This is a genomic window from Alistipes timonensis JC136 (assembly GCF_900107675.1).
Classification (GTDB): domain Bacteria; phylum Bacteroidota; class Bacteroidia; order Bacteroidales; family Rikenellaceae; genus Alistipes; species Alistipes timonensis.
Window position 1 is genome coordinate 445,043 of sequence record NZ_FNRI01000002.1, and the last position, 16,131, is coordinate 461,173.

Annotated in this window: 12 protein-coding genes; all 12 read right to left on the reverse strand. The window is 61.4% G+C overall.

Translation table 11 applies throughout. The features are described from left to right. Window positions 1-8: 8 nt before the first annotated feature. Entirely contained in the window at window positions 9-3,722 is a 3,714-nt protein-coding gene (locus BLU78_RS04105) for a phosphoribosylformylglycinamidine synthase (protein WP_010263018.1), read from the reverse strand. A gap of 16 nt (window positions 3,723-3,738) precedes the next feature. Continuing rightward, window positions 3,739-4,830, reverse strand: a complete 1,092-nt coding sequence (gene purK, locus BLU78_RS04110; protein WP_010263016.1) for a 5-(carboxyamino)imidazole ribonucleotide synthase — start codon at window positions 4,828-4,830, stop codon at window positions 3,739-3,741. After that, on the reverse strand, window positions 4,830-5,297 hold the full coding sequence (purE, locus tag BLU78_RS04115) for a 5-(carboxyamino)imidazole ribonucleotide mutase (protein ID WP_010263014.1): 468 nt from the start codon (window positions 5,295-5,297) through the stop codon (window positions 4,830-4,832). The genes purK and purE overlap by 1 nt, the downstream gene beginning before the upstream one ends. 422 nt (window positions 5,298-5,719) lie before the next feature. Beyond that, on the reverse strand, window positions 5,720-6,811 hold the full coding sequence (pyrB, locus tag BLU78_RS04120; protein ID WP_026020744.1) for an aspartate carbamoyltransferase: 1,092 nt from the start codon (window positions 6,809-6,811) through the stop codon (window positions 5,720-5,722). An 8-nt stretch (window positions 6,812-6,819) separates the two neighbouring features. Further along, window positions 6,820-7,452, reverse strand: coding sequence for an orotate phosphoribosyltransferase (pyrE, locus tag BLU78_RS04125; protein WP_010263011.1), 633 nt, complete (start codon window positions 7,450-7,452; stop codon window positions 6,820-6,822). A gap of 28 nt (window positions 7,453-7,480) precedes the next feature. Continuing rightward, window positions 7,481-7,741 (reverse strand): TlpA family protein disulfide reductase, encoded by a 261-nt coding sequence (locus BLU78_RS04130; protein WP_010263010.1) that lies wholly within the window; start codon window positions 7,739-7,741, stop codon window positions 7,481-7,483. A 132-nt stretch (window positions 7,742-7,873) separates the two neighbouring features. After that, window positions 7,874-8,578, reverse strand: a complete 705-nt coding sequence (gene pyrF / locus BLU78_RS04135) for an orotidine-5'-phosphate decarboxylase (RefSeq protein WP_010263009.1) — start codon at window positions 8,576-8,578, stop codon at window positions 7,874-7,876. Window positions 8,579-8,708: 130 nt separating this feature from the next. Beyond that, window positions 8,709-9,617, reverse strand: coding sequence for a dihydroorotate dehydrogenase (locus tag BLU78_RS04140; RefSeq protein WP_010263008.1), 909 nt, complete (start codon window positions 9,615-9,617; stop codon window positions 8,709-8,711). After that, entirely contained in the window at window positions 9,611-10,351 is a 741-nt protein-coding gene (locus tag BLU78_RS04145; protein ID WP_010263005.1) for a dihydroorotate dehydrogenase electron transfer subunit, read from the reverse strand. The genes BLU78_RS04140 and BLU78_RS04145 overlap by 7 nt, the downstream gene beginning before the upstream one ends. After that, window positions 10,351-13,533: a carbamoyl-phosphate synthase large subunit gene (gene carB, locus BLU78_RS04150; protein WP_010263003.1), complete on the reverse strand. Its 3,183-nt coding sequence runs from the start codon at window positions 13,531-13,533 to the stop codon at window positions 10,351-10,353. The genes BLU78_RS04145 and carB overlap by 1 nt, the downstream gene beginning before the upstream one ends. Next, on the reverse strand, window positions 13,526-14,617 hold the full coding sequence (gene carA / locus BLU78_RS04155) for a glutamine-hydrolyzing carbamoyl-phosphate synthase small subunit (protein ID WP_010263000.1): 1,092 nt from the start codon (window positions 14,615-14,617) through the stop codon (window positions 13,526-13,528). Before carA ends, carB begins: the two co-directional genes overlap by 8 nt. A gap of 195 nt (window positions 14,618-14,812) precedes the next feature. Beyond that, complete coding sequence (locus BLU78_RS04160; RefSeq protein ID WP_044106492.1) at window positions 14,813-16,084, reverse strand: dihydroorotase; 1,272 nt, start codon at window positions 16,082-16,084, stop codon at window positions 14,813-14,815. Window positions 16,085-16,131 lie beyond the last annotated feature (47 nt).

Consider the following 16,131-nt stretch of genomic DNA (forward strand, 5'->3'; position numbering starts at 1 on the left):
TTCGTGTTTTATTTTTTGCGGAAATAATTCACGGCATTCGAGAACAACGACTGCTCCTTGTTGCCGGCGATATTCTTGAAAAGGTTCTTCTCGTAACGCTCCGTATGGCCCATCTTGCCCAAAATCTGTCCGTTGCGCGAAACGAGGCCCTCGATGGCGTACTGCGAACCGTTGGGGTTACAGGGCGCTTCGGCCGTCGGATTGCCGTCGGCGTCGGCGTACTGGAAAGCCACCTGCCCGTTGGCGAAAAGCTCTTTGGCCAGCTCCTCGCTCACCACGAACTTGCCCTCGCCGTGGCTGACGGCAATCGAGTGCAGGTCACCCGGCCGGAAGCCCGCGAGCCACGGCGACGCGGTTGTGGCGACGCGCGTCGTGACGATCTGCGAGATGTGGCGGTTGATGTCGTTGCGGAAGAGCGTCGGCGAATCCTTGGTCACCATGCCCAGGCGTCCATAGGGCAGCAGTCCCGATTTCACCAACGCCTGGAAACCGTTGCAGATGCCCAGGATCAGGCCCCCGCGGTCGATCAGCGCGTGGATTTCATCGCGGATATCTTTATTGTTCAGCACGTTCACAATGAACTTCGCACTTCCGTCGGGTTCGTCGCCTGACGAGAAGCCGCCGCTCAGCACGAAGATATGCGCCCGGCGGATATGCTCCTTCATCTCAGCGATCGAGCGCAGGATGTCGTCGCCGCCGATGTTGCACAGCACGCTCATCTCGACCTCGGCGCCCGCCTTGCGGAACGCCTTGGCGGTGTCGTAGTCGCAGTTCGTGCCGGGGAACACCGGGATATAGACCTGCGGATGCTCCACCGCCTCGCCCGGATAGACGAACGTCTTCGGGGCGGGTGCGGAGGTCATCACCGTCGCGGTGTTCCGGCCCTTGTCCGGATAGACCGCCGCGAATTTCTCCGTATTGGCCTTGTAAAGCTCCTCGAGCGGCATCTTCACGCCGTTGACCGTCAACGCCTCCTCGGCGACGGTGAAGCCCAGCTGCTCGGCATACGGGTATTCTAACGTACCCTCGCACTCGACGAGGATCGAGCCGTAGCTGTATTCGTAGAGTTTCGCCTCGTCCATCGTCACCTCGGCGCCGATGCCGTTGCCGAAAGCCATCTTAGCCAATCCTTCGGCCACACCGCCGAAGCCGACGGACCACGCCGAGAGAATCTTTCCGGCCTCGATCTGCGAGCTGACGAACGTAAAGTTCTCCTTCAGCTGCGCCGTGTCGGGCATCCGGCACTCCAGCGGCGTATGGCGAATGAGATAGATACGGTGTCCGGCCCCTTTGAGGTCGGTCGAAATGACCGTCCGCGCATCGACCGTCGTGATGCCGAAAGCCATCAGCATCGGCGGCACGTTGATCTGCTGGAAGGTTCCCGACATCGAGTCCTTGCCGCCGATCGAGGGCAGTCCCAGCTCGACCTGCATCTTCAGGGCGCCCAGCAGCGCGCTGAGGGGCTTGCCCCACGACTCGGGATTCTTGGTCATGCGCTCGAAATACTCCTGATAGGAGTAGCGCATCCTGTCATACCGCGCACCCGCAGCCACGACCTTCGCGGCGGCCTCCACAACGGCGTAAGCCGCACCGTGGTAGGGGCTCCACGAAGCCACATAAGGGTTGTAGCCGAAAGCCATGACGCTGGCCGTGTCGGTATATCCGTCGGTCGGGAGTTTCTGCACCGAAACCTGCGTCTCGCTGCGCTGCATGCGGCCGCCGAAGGGCATCAGCACCGTGGAACGGCCGATCGTCGAGTCGAACATCTCGATCAGGCCCCGCTGCGAGACGACGTTATTGTCTTTCAAATTATTCACAAACCGCTCGGCAAGGCTCTCCCCCGCCACTTCGCGGACGAAAGGATCGCGGTTCTCGACCTCCCCGATCTTGGCCTCGGCATAGTGTTTCGCTCCGGCGCTGTCGATGAATTCGCGGCTGAGGTCCACGACCTTGCGGTCGCCGTTGAACATCCGCATCCGCGCCGTGTCCGTCACGTCGGCCACGTGCACCGCCTCGATATTCTCCTCGCGGCAGTAACCCATGAACTCCTCCATGTCCTTCGCCTCGATGACCACCGACATGCGCTCCTGCGACTCGCTGATAGCCAGCTCCGTGGAATTCAGTCCGCTGTATTTGGTCTTCACGCGGTCGAGGTAGATGTCCAGTCCGTCGGCCAGCTCGCCGATGGCGACGCTGACGCCGCCGGCGCCGAAATCGTTCGATTTTTTGACGAGGCGCGTCACCTCCGGACGGCGGAACAGCCTCTCCAACTTGCGCTCCTCGGGGGCGTTGCCCTTCTGCACCTCGCTGCCGCACGTTTCGAGCGACTTCACGTTGTGCTCCTTCGACGAGCCCGTGGCTCCGCCGATGCCGTCGCGGCCCGTGCGGCCGCCGAACATGATGATCCTGTCGCCGGGAGCGGGACGCTCGCGGCGCACGTTCGCAGCCTTCACGGCCCCCACCACGGCCCCCACCTCGAGGCGCTTGGCCACATAGTCGTCGTGGTAAATCTCCCGCACGTGGGTCGTCGCCAGACCGATCTGGTTGCCGTAGCTCGAATAGCCGGCCGCGGCCTTCTTCGAAATGACGCTCTGCGGCAGTTTGCCCGGAAGGGTCTCGGAAACCGGCAGGTAGATATTTCCGGCACCCGTCACGCGCATCGCCTGATAGACGTAGCTGCGTCCCGACAGCGGGTCGCGGATGGCGCCGCCCAGACAGGTCGAAGCCCCGCCGAAGGGTTCGATCTCCGTGGGGTGGTTATGGGTTTCGTTCTTAAATTGCAGGAGCCATTTTTCGGTCTGCCCGTCGACATCCACGTCGATATAGACCGAGCAGGCATTATTCTCCTCCGAGACCTCCATATCGTCCAACAGCCCCTTCTGCTTCAGGTAGCGGGCGCCGATCGTCGCCATGTCCATCAGGCAGAGGCTCTTGTGCTCACGGCCCAACTCGCGGCGGATGCGCAGGTACAGCGCCAGCGAATCCTCGATCTCCGCCTTGGCGAACGACTCCTCGACGGTGATGCCCTCCAGTTCGGTCGTGAAGGTCGTGTGGCGGCAGTGGTCGCTCCAATAGGTGTCGAGAATGCGCAGTTCGGTCTCATAGGGATCGCGGCCCTCGGCGCGGAAATACTTCACCACCTCGCGCAGGTCGTCGTCGTTCATCGCCAGCCCCATCCGCTTGCAGTAGGGCTCCAACTCCGCATCCGTCATCTCCCGGAAACCCTCCAATACCTCGACGGGCTTCACCTCGGCCTGCTCCATGTCGCTCAGCACCGCGAGGTTTTTCTCGCGCGACTCCACGGCGTTGATGTAATAATGGCGGATCTTCTCCAGCTCGGCATCGGTCACCTTGTCGTCGAACAGCAGCAGCTTCGACGAACGGATGTTGACCTGGGCCTCGGGGTCGATCAGCCGCACACAGTCGACAGCCGACGCGGCGCGCTGGTCGAACTGCCCGGGCAAGTACTCTACGGCGATGTATTTGCGGCCCGTGAGGTCGCACGTGTCGGTCACGGAGTCGGTCACCACCTCGCCGAAAACCGTGTAGCGGCTCTTCTCCAGCAGTTCCCCGCTGAAGCCGAATAGGTCGTAGACGCAGAGCAGGCGCACTTCGCCCAGTTCCAGATTCAGGTTGGCATTCAGCTCCCGGCGCAGGCTCTCGGCCTCGACCCGGAAGCGGGGCAGTTTTTCTACGAAAATACGATAGTCAGTCGTGTTCATTTTATCTTGTTTGCACTTATTTTACAAATCGTTCGGCCCATTCGCCGGCATACTCCCCGGCATCCATACCGACAAAAGTAATGTGGCCCATCTTGCGTTTGGGACGGCTCTCCGTCTTGCCGTAAAGGTGGACGTAAACGCCGTCGCGGTTCTCCGCAGCGACCTTTTCAGCCGCTTCGAGATCCTGCCCCAGGATATTCTTCATCACCGTAGGCGCCACCAGCCGCGGCTCCTGCAAGGGTTCTCCGACGAGATAGCGCACCAGTTCGCGGAACTGGTTCGTGGTCGAACCCTCGATGGTGTAGTGTCCCGAGTTGTGGGGACGCGGAGCCATCTCGTTGAAATAGAACTCATCGCCTTTGATGAAATACTCGATGGCCAGGATGCCCCGGTAGCCGCAGTCGCGCATGAAGCGTTCGCTCGCGCACTTCATCCGCTCCAACACCAGCGGATCAGCCTCGGCGGGCACGATACAGAGGTCGAGGATTCCGTCGCGGTGGATGTTGCGCCCCACCGGAAAGCTCACCACCTGCTCCGCGTCGGCGACCATCACGATGCTGGCTTCGGAATCGAAACGCACGAACTCCTCCAGAATGCAGGGCACCGCCAGCAGCGGCAGGGCCCGCTCGATATCGGCCTCGGTTTTCAGCACCAGCTGTCCGTGGCCGTCGTACCCCAGCGTGCGGGTTTTCAGCACGGCGGGCAATCCCAGCTCCTTCACGGCTGCCCGCAGCGACGCTTCGTCGTCCACGGCGGCGAAGCCGGGCGTGCGAAGCCCGTGGTCGCGGGCGTTGGTCTTCTCACGCAGGCGGTCCTGCGAATCATACAGGGGTTTGTAACCCTGCGGGATGTTGTATTTTTCGCACAGCGGGATCAGAATCTCTCCCGGCACATTTTCAAATTCGTAGGTCACCGCGTCGCTGCGGCGGCACAACTCCTCGAGCGCCACGGCATCGTCGTAAGCCGCCACGATATGCTCGTCGCAAACCCTGAACGCCGGGGCGTCCGGAGCCGGATCGAGGCTTATGGTGCGCACGCCCAATTCCCGCGCCTGCTCCGCGATCATCAGCCCCAACTGGCCTCCGCCTATGATACCGATGGTCTTCATTACAGCTCGGCTTTGAGTACGTCGGCAGTCTGTTTGGCGCGGAAGGCGTCGAGTTTCGCGGCCAGACCGGCGTCCTGCAGCGCAAGGATCGACACGGCGATCAGCGCGGCGTTCTTGGCTCCGTTGATGGCCGTCGTGGCCACGGGAACGCCCGCGGGCATCTGCACGATCGACAACAGCGAGTCCAGTCCGTTCAGGGCCCGCGATTTCACGGGAACGCCCACCACGGGCAGCGGGGTCATCGAAGCCACCATGCCCGGCAGGTGCGCGGCGCCCCCGGCCCCGGCGATAATCACGCCGATACCGCGTTCGCGGGCCGTCTTGGCGTATTCGCACAGCAGATCGGGCGTGCGGTGTGCGCTGACCACCCGTTTCTCGAAATCCACGCCGAACGCTTCGAGCGTCGAAACCGCCTCGGACATCACTTCGTAATCGCTCACAGAGCCCATAATCACGCCTACTTTCATATAAATTCGCTTTAATTCGTTCGTTCAAAACCCGTCTCTCAGACGGAGGAAGCGCAAAACCCGCCCCAGAAACCCGACAACCGGCCACCGCCCCTGAAACCCGCCTCTTAGACGGGCGGCTCTTAGACGGGAAACCGCCACGACATTCCTGCCGTGGCGGTCTTGTATCTATCCGAGCATTCCACGAGCAGGCATCTGCTGCTTCGGGGAGTGTGCGGGCTGCATCTGCCGGCACGCCGACGAATAGAAGACAGCGGCTTGTCCCTGTCGTTTCTTTCGTTCGCGCTGGTCGATATTGCAAATGGGAATCATCGGAGTTAACCTAAACAGTTGTTAAAACAACGTTACAAAAGTAACGCTTTCCGGCGTACTTTCAAAATTCCCGGACAGATTCTATCGACAATTTATCCACATTCACGGCATCAATCCTGCCGGGCCTTCGCCTCGCAGTAGGCGCAGCGGCAGGTGCCGTCCGCCTGGCGGTGGAAAAGCCGGTCCACATCCTCCGTGGCAGAGATGCAGCGGCGGTTCGGACACTCGTATTCGTTCACGACGTATTCCTCGCTGAAAACCGGAGTGCGGTCGAAGGGCTTGTTCTCGTCGGCCCAGCGCAGCAACGTATAGATCAGCGCCATGCGCACGAACTTGCCGTTTTCGACCTGCCGGAAATAGGCCGCACGGGGATCGTTGTCCACGGCCCGCGTGATCTCGTTGACGCGCGGCAGCGGATGGAGAATAATCATATCCTCCCTGGCGGTGGTGAGCTTTTCGGGGTTGAGTACGAAACTGTTCTTCACGCGGTCGAACTCCTCCTCGTCGAGGAAGCGCTCCTTCTGCACGCGCGTCATGTAGAGGATGTCCAGTTCGGGCATCACCTCCTCCATCGTGCGCACCTCGCGGAACTCGAGCTTCGAATTGACGCTCATCTCGTGCAGCATGTAGTCCGGCAGGCGCAGCTCCTCGGGCGAAATGAGGATCACCTTGATCCCCGAATAGCGCGACAGGGCCTTGATGAGCGAGTGCACCGTGCGGCCGAATTTCAGGTCGCCGCAGAAGCCGATGGTCATGTTGTCGAAACGGCCCTTTTCGCGTTTGATCGTCAGCAGGTCCGTGAGGGTCTGCGTCGGGTGCGAGTGGCTGCCGTCGCCGGCGTTGATGACCGGGACGCCCGCATACTGCGAGGCCACGAGCGGCGCCCCCTCCTTGAAGTGGCGCATGGCGATAATGTCCGCAAAACAGCGGATCACGCGCACGGTGTCGGCCACCGTCTCGCCCTTGGAAACCGACGAGGAGTTGGCATCGGAAAAACCGATGACCTGCCCGCCCAGTTCGAGCATCGCCGCCGTGAAGCTCAGCCGGGTGCGGGTCGAGGGCTCGTAGAACAGCGTGGCCAGTTTCTTGCCCTTGCAGGCCTCGCTGTACTTGGCGCGGTTGGCGATGATGTCCTCCGCCAGGGCTACGATCTGCTCGGTCTCTTCAACCGTGAGGTCGGTGGGATCAATCAAATGTCGCATGGTCCGGACTATTTATTCATCCAACTCTCGTCCGAGGGATTATCGCGGAATTTCAGCAGCCGCGCCTTGTCCCCGGGTTCGATATACCCCTCCTCGGCAGCGACTTCCACGAGCGCGTCGAGGTTCGAAAGGCTGTAATTCACGACATTCGCCTCTTTCATGCGGTCGAGGCCCTTCTTCATCCCGTAGGTGAAGATCGAAGCCACGCCCAGCACCTCGGCGCCCGCGGCGCGCAGCGCTTCGACGACCTCGATGCACGAACCGCCCGTCGAGATGAGGTCCTCGATCACCACGACCTTCTGGCCCTTTTCCAGCTTGCCCTCGATCTGGTTGCCGCGTCCGTGGTCTTTCGAACCCGAGCGCACATAGCCCATCGGCAGGTCGAGGATCGTGGCCGTGATGGCCGCATGGGCGATGCCGGCCGTCGAGGTCCCCATCAGCACCTCGGCTTCGGGGAACTTCGTACGGACGATTTCGGCAAGGCCCGCCTCGACGTGTCCGCGGACGACGGGAGCCGTGAGCGTCAGCCGGTTATCGCAGTAAATCGGGCTTTTGATACCGCTCGCCCAGGTAAAAGGCTGTTCGGGACGCAGGAACACCGCGCCGATCGACAGCAAATCTTTCGCAATTGATTTCTCCATTTTTTATCGTGTTTTTCGTTTTTTCGGGTTATTCGAGAGCCCGCCGCAAAATCTTCTCCACCTCTTCGGGATAGATGCCGCCCTCGTGGACTTTCACTCCGTCCACATAGAACGTCGGCACGTAGTAGTAGTCGAACGTGTCGGCAACGTCGGGCTGCTCCGACTCCTCGATCATCTCGATCCCGACGGCAGCCAGCTCCGGATGGGCGGCTTTCACCTCTTCGATGTAGCGCAGCGCCTTCTTGCAGAAGGGGCACGATTTCAGATAGAAAAGTTTTACCGGTTTCATAAGCTATACAGTTTAAAGTAATTCGATAAATTGTCTTTTTACAAGGCCTGCAAAGTGCCGGACACGGAGTTTACAGCGGCAAACGAGCAGTCCGGCGACGACGCATAACGCCGTAAAAAGCGATTTTGCGAATTATCCGACGAACTCGGCCACGCACCGGCGGTAAGCCGCCACGGGGTCCTCCGCAGCCGTGATGGGACGTCCCACGACGATAAAGTCGGAGCCGATCTCACGGGCGCGGGCAGGGGTCGTGACGCGCACCTGGTCCGCTACGTCCCCGTCTGCAAATCGCACGCCGGGCGTGACCGTGAGGAATCCCGCGCCGCACGCCTCATGCACCATGCCGGCCTCCAGCGGCGAGCAGACCACGCCGTCCAACCCGGCATCACGGGTGTTCTGCGCGTATTTCACGATCGTGTCGTTGATCGAGGCGTCGATCAGCAGTTCGCTGCGCATGCGCTCCTCGCTCGTCGAGGTCAGCTGCGTCACGGCGATCAGCAGCGGCCGCGTGCCGTCGGCGCGGGTAAGCCCCTCGAGGGCGGCCTTCATCATCTCGATCGTCCCCGCCGCATGGACGTTGCACATGTCCACGTCCAGCCGCGACAGCACGGCCATCGCCTTTTTCACGGTGTTGGGAATGTCGTGGAGCTTCAGGTCGAGGAAGATTTTGTGTCCCCGGCGTTTGATCTCGCGCACGATCGAGGGTCCCTCGGCGTAGAAAAGCTCCATGCCGATCTTCAAAAAAGGTTTGCGCTCCTCGTCTTTGAAAAGGTCGAGGAACCGGAAAGTGTCTTCTGCGGATTTGAAATCGCAGGCTATGATTACATCGCGTTGCATATTTTTTCTTAATTCTGCATCGTATCAGCGTATGGCAGGTTCGGGACTTCGTAAAGCCGGCAAGGCAGGAGCATACTCGACGTATGCGACTGCCGAAGCCGGCGAGGGAAGTGCCGAAGATGCCATGCGATCATACGATGCCGATTATGTCTGACAATTTTTCGATGCCCAGCCGCTCCATCTCGCCGGGCAGGGCCTCGACGATCTCCTTCGAAGCGTAGGGATTCACCAGGTTGGCGGCCCCGACCTGCACGGCCGTGGCCCCGGCCATCATCATCTCGATCACGTCGCGGGCCGTCGTGACGCCGCCGCACCCCATGACGGGAATCCGGCACGCTTTGGCGACCTGATAGACCATCCGCACAGCCACGGGGAAGACCGCGGCGCCCGAAAATCCGCCCATCGTGTTGGCGATGACCGGACGGCGGCGGGCAACGTCGATGCGCATGCCCAGCAGCGTGTTTATCAGACAGATGCCGTCGGCTCCAGCCTCCTCGCACGCCCGGGCGATCAAAACGATGTCCGTGACGTTGGGCGAGAGTTTGATGAACACGGGCTTCGTCGTCACCGCCTTCACGGCGCGCGTCACCTCGGCGGCGGCGTCCGGGCAGGTGCCGAACGACATGCCGCCGTGCCGCACGTTGGGGCACGAGACGTTGACCTCGATGATGCCGACCTGCTCCTGCTTGTCGATCCGCTCGCAGCAATAGGCGTACTCCTCGACCGAGAATCCCGAAATATTGGCGATGACGGGTTTCCGGAAAAAGGTTTTCAGCCGCGGCAGTTCCTCGCGGATCACGGCGTCGATGCCGGGATTCTGCAATCCCACGGCGTTTATCATTCCGGCTTCGCACTCGGCGATGCGGGGCGTGGGGTTGCCGAAGCGCGGCTCCCGCGTGGTGCCTTTGAACGAGAACGATCCGAGGACGTTGATGTCGTAAAACTCCCGGAATTCATTGCCGTAACCGAAAGTTCCGCTGGCCGGAACGACCGGATTGTCCAGCCTGAGGCCGCACAGTTCAACCGATGTGTCTACCATATGATCTCTCCTTTCTCCAATACCGGCCCCTCTTTGCAGATGCGTTTGTTGCCGTATTTGGTTTTGCACGAACAACCCATGCAGGCGCCGAATCCGCAACCCATGCGCTCCTCGAACGACAACTGCCCGTCGCGGTCCGTCGCGTTGTACAGTGCATGGAGCATCGGCAGCGGGCCGCAGGCATAGAAATAGTCGAAATCCAGCCCCCGCTCGGCGATGGCCGTGGTGACGAACCCTTCGACGCCCCGCGAGCCGTCGACCGTCGAAACGGTGACCTCGCACCCCAGCGCACGGAACTCCTCCTCGTAGAAGACCTCCGCGGCGGTGTTGAAACCCAGCACCACCTGCACCGGCTTGCCTTCGGCCAGGAGCCGCTTCGCCAGGTTGTAGAGCGGCGGAACGCCCACGCCGCCCCCGACCAGCAGGGGCCGCCGGGCGTCGTTCTTCGTCGAGAACCCGTTGCCGAGGCCCGTCAGCAGGTCGAGCTCTTCGCCCGCCTGCATCCGGCTCATCTGTTCGGTGCCTCCGCCCACGACCTTGTAGATCAGCGTGATCGAGCGGTCATCGAAATCGCAGACCGAGATGGGACGGCGCAAATACCTGCCCTCCAGCGCGATGTTGACGAACTGCCCGGGCGCCGCGATCCACTGCGTGTCGCCGGCGAGCGTCATCCGCCACACCGCGTCGGTCAGCGGCTCGTTCGTGAGAATCTTATATATACCTTTCTTATACATTACTTGGAATCTATGGTCGATACGCGCAGCGTGATCTCCTCCAGCACGTCCAGCAGCACCTTCACCGTTTCCAGCGCCGTGAAGACCGTCACGTTGTTCTCGACGGCCGTACGGCGGATTTCGTAACCGTCCAGGCGCGTGTTGTGCTGGTTGATGTCGATCGTGTTGATGACGTAGCTGACATGTCCCTGACGCAGCGCGTCGATGATCTCGTTGCTGCCCTCGTTGAGCTTGCGGCGCGTGCGGGTGCGGATGCCGTGCTCACGCAGGAACTCCGCCGTCCCGGTCGTCGCCTCGATGTTGAAGCCCAGGTCGTAGAACCGCCTTACGAGCGGAAGCGCCTGCTCCTTGTCGTCGTCGGCGATGGTGACGAAGATCGTTCCGTAGTTCGAAACGTGCATGCCCGTAGCCTGCAGGGCCTTGTAGAGCGCCCGCGTGATCTTGTCGTCGTAGCCGATCGCCTCGCCCGTCGATTTCATCTCCGGCGAGAGGTAGGAATCCATGCCGCGGATCTTGGCGAACGAGAAAGCCGGGGCTTTGACGTACCAGCGCTCCTTCTCCTTGCCGCAGACCTCGGTGATGCCCTGCTCGCGCAGCGATTTGCCCAGGATGACCTGCGTGGCGATGTGGGCCATCGGCACGCCCGTCGACTTCGAGAGGAACGGCACGGTGCGCGACGAGCGCGGGTTGACCTCGATGACATAGACGTCGTCGTCGCCGGCCACGATGAACTGGATGTTGTACAGTCCGACGATGCCGATGCGCAGACCCAGCTTCACCGTATAGTCGATGATCTTGTCCTTGGCCTTCTGGCTCACGCTGAAGGTCGGATAGACGCTGATCGAGTCGCCCGAGTGGATACCCGTGTGCTCGACATGCTCCATGATGCCGGGGATGAAAACATCCTTGCCGTCGCAGATGGCATCCACCTCCAGCTCCTTGCCCATGATGTAGCGGTCGACCAGCACCGGCTGGTCCACGTCGATCTCCACGGCAGTTTGCAGGTAGTGGCGCAGGCGCTCCTCGTTCGAAACGATCTGCATGGCGCGGCCGCCCAGCACGTAGCTCGGGCGAACCAGCACCGGATAGCCGATGCGGGCCGCAGCCCTCACACCCGACTCGATGTCGGTCACGGCCTCGGCCTCAGGCTGGGGAATCTCCAGCTCCTCCATAATCCGCTCGAAGCAGCCGCGGTCCTCGGCGTTTTTGATCGCCTGGGTGTCGGTGCCGATGATGGGCACGCCCAGCTTCGCAAGGGGTTCGGCGAGATTGATGGCCGTCTGTCCGCCGAGCGACACGACGATGGCCTTCGGTTTCTCGAGGTGCACGACGTTCATCACGTCCTCCACCGTCAGCGGCTCGAAGTAGAGTTTGTCGCTGGTGGTATAGTCCGTCGAGACGGTCTCGGGGTTGTTGTTGATGATGATCGCCTCGTAGCCCGCGGCGCGGATCGACCAGATGGCGTGCACGGTCGAGTAGTCGAACTCGACGCCCTGTCCGATGCGGATCGGGCCCGAACCGAGCACGATGATCTTCTCTTTCTGGCTGACGATCGATTCGTTCTCCTCCTCGTAGGTCGAGTAGAAATAGGGCACGTAGGAAGCGAACTCGCTGGCGCAGGTGTCGATCATCTTGTAGACCGGGAAGATGTCGTTCTTCTCGCGCAGGAGATACATGTCGTGCTGCGAGAGCCCCCACAACTGACCGATGTACTTGTCGCTGAATCCCATGCGCTTGGCGGCGCGGAGCGTCTCGACATCCGTCGGATTGGCGCGGACGACCGCCTCGAACTCGATGATGTTCTTGAACTTCTCGAGGAAGAACATGTCGATCTTCGTGTTGTTATAGATCAGCGCCAGGTCGACGCCGTTGCGGATCAGCTGCGTGATGGCGTACACCCGGTCGTCGGTACCCTCTTTGATGTAGTCCAGCAGGGCGTCGTTCGACCACGAATCGAACTTCTTGTGATAGAGGTGGCAGACCCCCGTCTCGAGCGAACGCACCGCTTTCAGCAGCGACTCCTCCATCGTGCGGCCGATCGACATCACCTCGCCCGTAGCCTTCATCTGCGTACCGAGCTTGTTCGAAGCGTCGGAGAACTTGTCGAAGGGGAAGCGGGCGACTTTCGTCACCACGTAGTCCAGCGTCGGCTCGAACGAAGCCGGCGTGTTGGCGATGCGGATTTCGTCGAGCGTCAGACCCACGGCGATCTTCGCGCTGACGCGGGCGATCGGATAGCCCGAAGCCTTCGACGCCAGGGCCGAGGAGCGCGACACGCGGGGATTGACCTCGATCAGGTAGTATTTGAACGAAAGGGGGTCCAGCGCGAACTGCACGTTGCAGCCGCCCTCGATCTTCAGCGCACGGATGAGCTTCAGCGCCGAGTCGCGCAACATCTGGAACTCCTTGTTGGTGAGCGTCTGGCTCGGAGCCACGACGATCGAGTCGCCGGTATGGACGCCCACGGGATCGATGTTCTCCATGCAGCAGATGCAGATGGCCGTATCGTTGTGGTCGCGCATCACCTCGAACTCGATCTCCTTATAACCCCTGATGCTCTTCTCGATGAGCACCTGATGCACGGGCGATGCGGCAAGCGCGTTGCGCATCATCTCGCGCAGTTCGGCCTCATCGTCGGCGAAGCCGCCGCCCGTGCCGCCCAGCGTGAAGGCCGGACGCAGCACCACCGGATAACCGATCCGGTGAGCCACCTCGGCCGCCTCTTCGATCGACATGGCGATCTGCGACTCGATCACCGGCTCGCCCAGCGATTCGCACAACTCTTTGAACAGTTCGCGGTCCTCGGCGCGCTCGATCGACTCGAACGAGGTGCCCAGAATCTCGACCTGGCACTCCTGGAGAATGCCCTTCTTGGCCAGCTGCACCGCGAGGTTCAGGCCCGTCTGCCCGCCCAGTCCCGGAACGATGGCGTCGGGACGTTCGTAGCGGATGATCTTGGCCACGTACTCCAGCGTCAGGGGCTCCATATAAACCTTGTCGGCGATATGCGTGTCGGTCATGATCGTGGCGGGGTTCGAGTTGGCGAGGATCACCTCGTATCCCTCCTCTTTGAGTGCGAGACACGCCTGCGTACCCGCATAGTCGAACTCAGCGGCCTGTCCGATGACGATCGGACCCGACCCGATGACCATTACCTTTTTGATATCCTTTCTCTTAGGCATTTTTGTGATCCTCCATTATTTTAGTGAACTTCTTGAACAAATAGGCGCTGTCCTGCGGTCCCGAAGCGCTCTCGGGGTGGTACTGCATCGAGAAAACCCCGTCGGCGGCGCACTCCACGCCCTCGGCCGTGCCGTCGAGCAGGTTGACATGCGTCAGCGTGAGCCCCGTGCCCTCCAGCGAATCGACATCCACGGCGTAGCTGTGGTTCTGGCTCGTGATCTCGAGCTTGCCCGTCACGAGGTTCTTCACCGGGTGGTTGGCGCCGCGGTGGCCGAACTTCATCTTAAAGGTCTTGGCACCGTAAGCCAGCGAAATCAACTGATGGCCCATGCAGATGCCGAAGATCGGCAGCTTGCCCCGGAGCTGTTTCACCAGCTCGATCACCGGGGCGACGTCCTCCGGGTTGCCGGGGCCGTTCGAAAGCACGATGCCGTCGGGACGGAACGCCATGATCTCCTCCGCGGTGGAGTTGTAGGGCATGACCGTCACGTTGCAGCCCACGCGATTCAGCAGACGGATGATGTTGTATTTGATGCCGCAGTCGACGGCCACCACGTCGTATTTGTGGTTCGGGACACGCGACATCCAGCGTTTTTTGCAGCTTACGCGCGAAACCATGTCGTGCGGAGTGACGTACTCGGCCAGTTTGCGCAGAGCCTCCTCGCGGGGCGTCGCAGCGTCGGTGATGAGCACCTTCTGCGTACCCTCGTCGCGGATGATGCGCGTCAGGGCGCGGGTGTCGACGCCCCAGATAGCCGGAATGTCATGCTCCTCGAAAACCTCGTTCAACGTCTTCGTATAGCGGAAGTTCGACGGCGAGTCGTTGTACTCGCGGACGATCATGCCGCCGATGGTCGGCGTTTTGGTTTCGTAATCCTCGTCGGTCATGCCGTAGTTGCCGATCAGCGGGTAGGTCATCACCACCATCTGATCGGTGTACGACGGATCGGACATGATCTCCTGATACCCCACCATCGAGGTATTGAAGACGATCTCGTTGATGGCCTCGCGGTCGGCGCCGAAACCGTATCCGTAAAATTCACGGCCGTTCTCCAAGACAATTTTTTTCGTAAATGCTTTCATCCTTATCTGTTTGATTTCGTAGTTGCGTGTTTATCGGGCAGGAAATCCATTCACCATACCATTTCATCTTTCAACTCTCCCCCGTCATTGCGAGGAGCGCAGCGACGTGGCAATCTGCCCGGAGGTTGTAACCTTACAGCGTCTCCATCGGATTCCCGCGCTCACCTTCGTTCGCTCGGAATGACGGGAAAACTTTTAGTTTTCAACTTTCATCTCATCGTAAACCTCCCTGCCGTCCACCACCGTCAGCACGGCGCGGCCCTGCACGTCCCATCCGGCGAAAGGCGTGGCGCGGCCTTTCGAAAGGAATGTTTCGGGATCGACCCGGTACTGCGCCCCGAGGTCCAGCACCGTGAAATCGGCCCGGTCGCCCACTTCCACACCCCCGTCGAGCGCGAAAAGACGCCGGGGATTGTCCGACATCAGCGCGAGGAGCTTCTCCAGCGTAATCACGCCCGGCAGCACCAGGTATTTGTACAGCAGCGGGAAGGCCGTTTCCAGCCCCACGATGCCCATGGCGCTCCCGGCCAGTCCGCGCGACTTCTCTTCGGCGGTGTGGGGCGCGTGGTCCGTGGCCACGACCTCGATCGTGCCGTCCACAATGCCCGCGACAAGCGCCTCGCGGTCGGCGCGGCTCCGGAGCGGCGGATTCATTTTGAAGCGCCCCTCCTCCTGCAAATCCTCGTCGCACAGCAGCAGGTAATGCGGCGCCGTTTCGCAGCTCACCCGCAATCCTTTCGCCTTCGCCTGCCGCACCAGCTCGACGCTCTCTTTCGTGGAGACATGGCAGACGTGATACTGGCAGCCGGTCTTCTCCGCGAGCGCGATATCGCGCTCCACCTGCCGCCACTCGCTCTCCGAACAGATGCCTTTATGCCCGTGTTCGCGGCAGTAGACTCCGTCGTGAATATAACCCCCGCGCAGCAGGTCGTCGACCTCACAGTGAGCCACGATGGGCTTGCCGACCGCCGCGGCCCGGCGCATCGCCTCCTCCATCAGTTCGTCCGACTGCACGCCGCGGCCGTCGTCGGAAAATCCGACCACCTCCGGAGCCAGAGCCGCAAAGTCGACCAGCTCGCCGCAGCCGCGCTGTCCCAGCGTGATCGTGCCGTAAGGCTTCACGCGCACCGCGGCATCGCGGCGGATGATCGCCAGCTGTTCGCCGAGCGTCGCCGGCGTATCGGGCGCGGGACAGAGGTTGGGCATCGAACAGACCGTGGTGTACCCTCCGCGGGCCGCCGCCGCCGTACCCGTGGCGATGGTCTCCTTCTGCGGGAAACCCGGCTCGCGCAGGTGGACATGCACGTCGACCAGTCCCGGCACGAGGCACAGCCCCCCGAGGTCCACGACCCGGTCGCCCGGCCGAGGCTCCCCGGCCGTCACCACACGGCCGCCCTCCACGGCGAGACGGCCCGTTTCGAGCCGGCCCCCGCGGTAGATCGTCGCGTTGATATAATAAGTTTTCATCTTGTACGAACACAAAAAAATAGGGCAACCGAAACAGTTACCCTAAT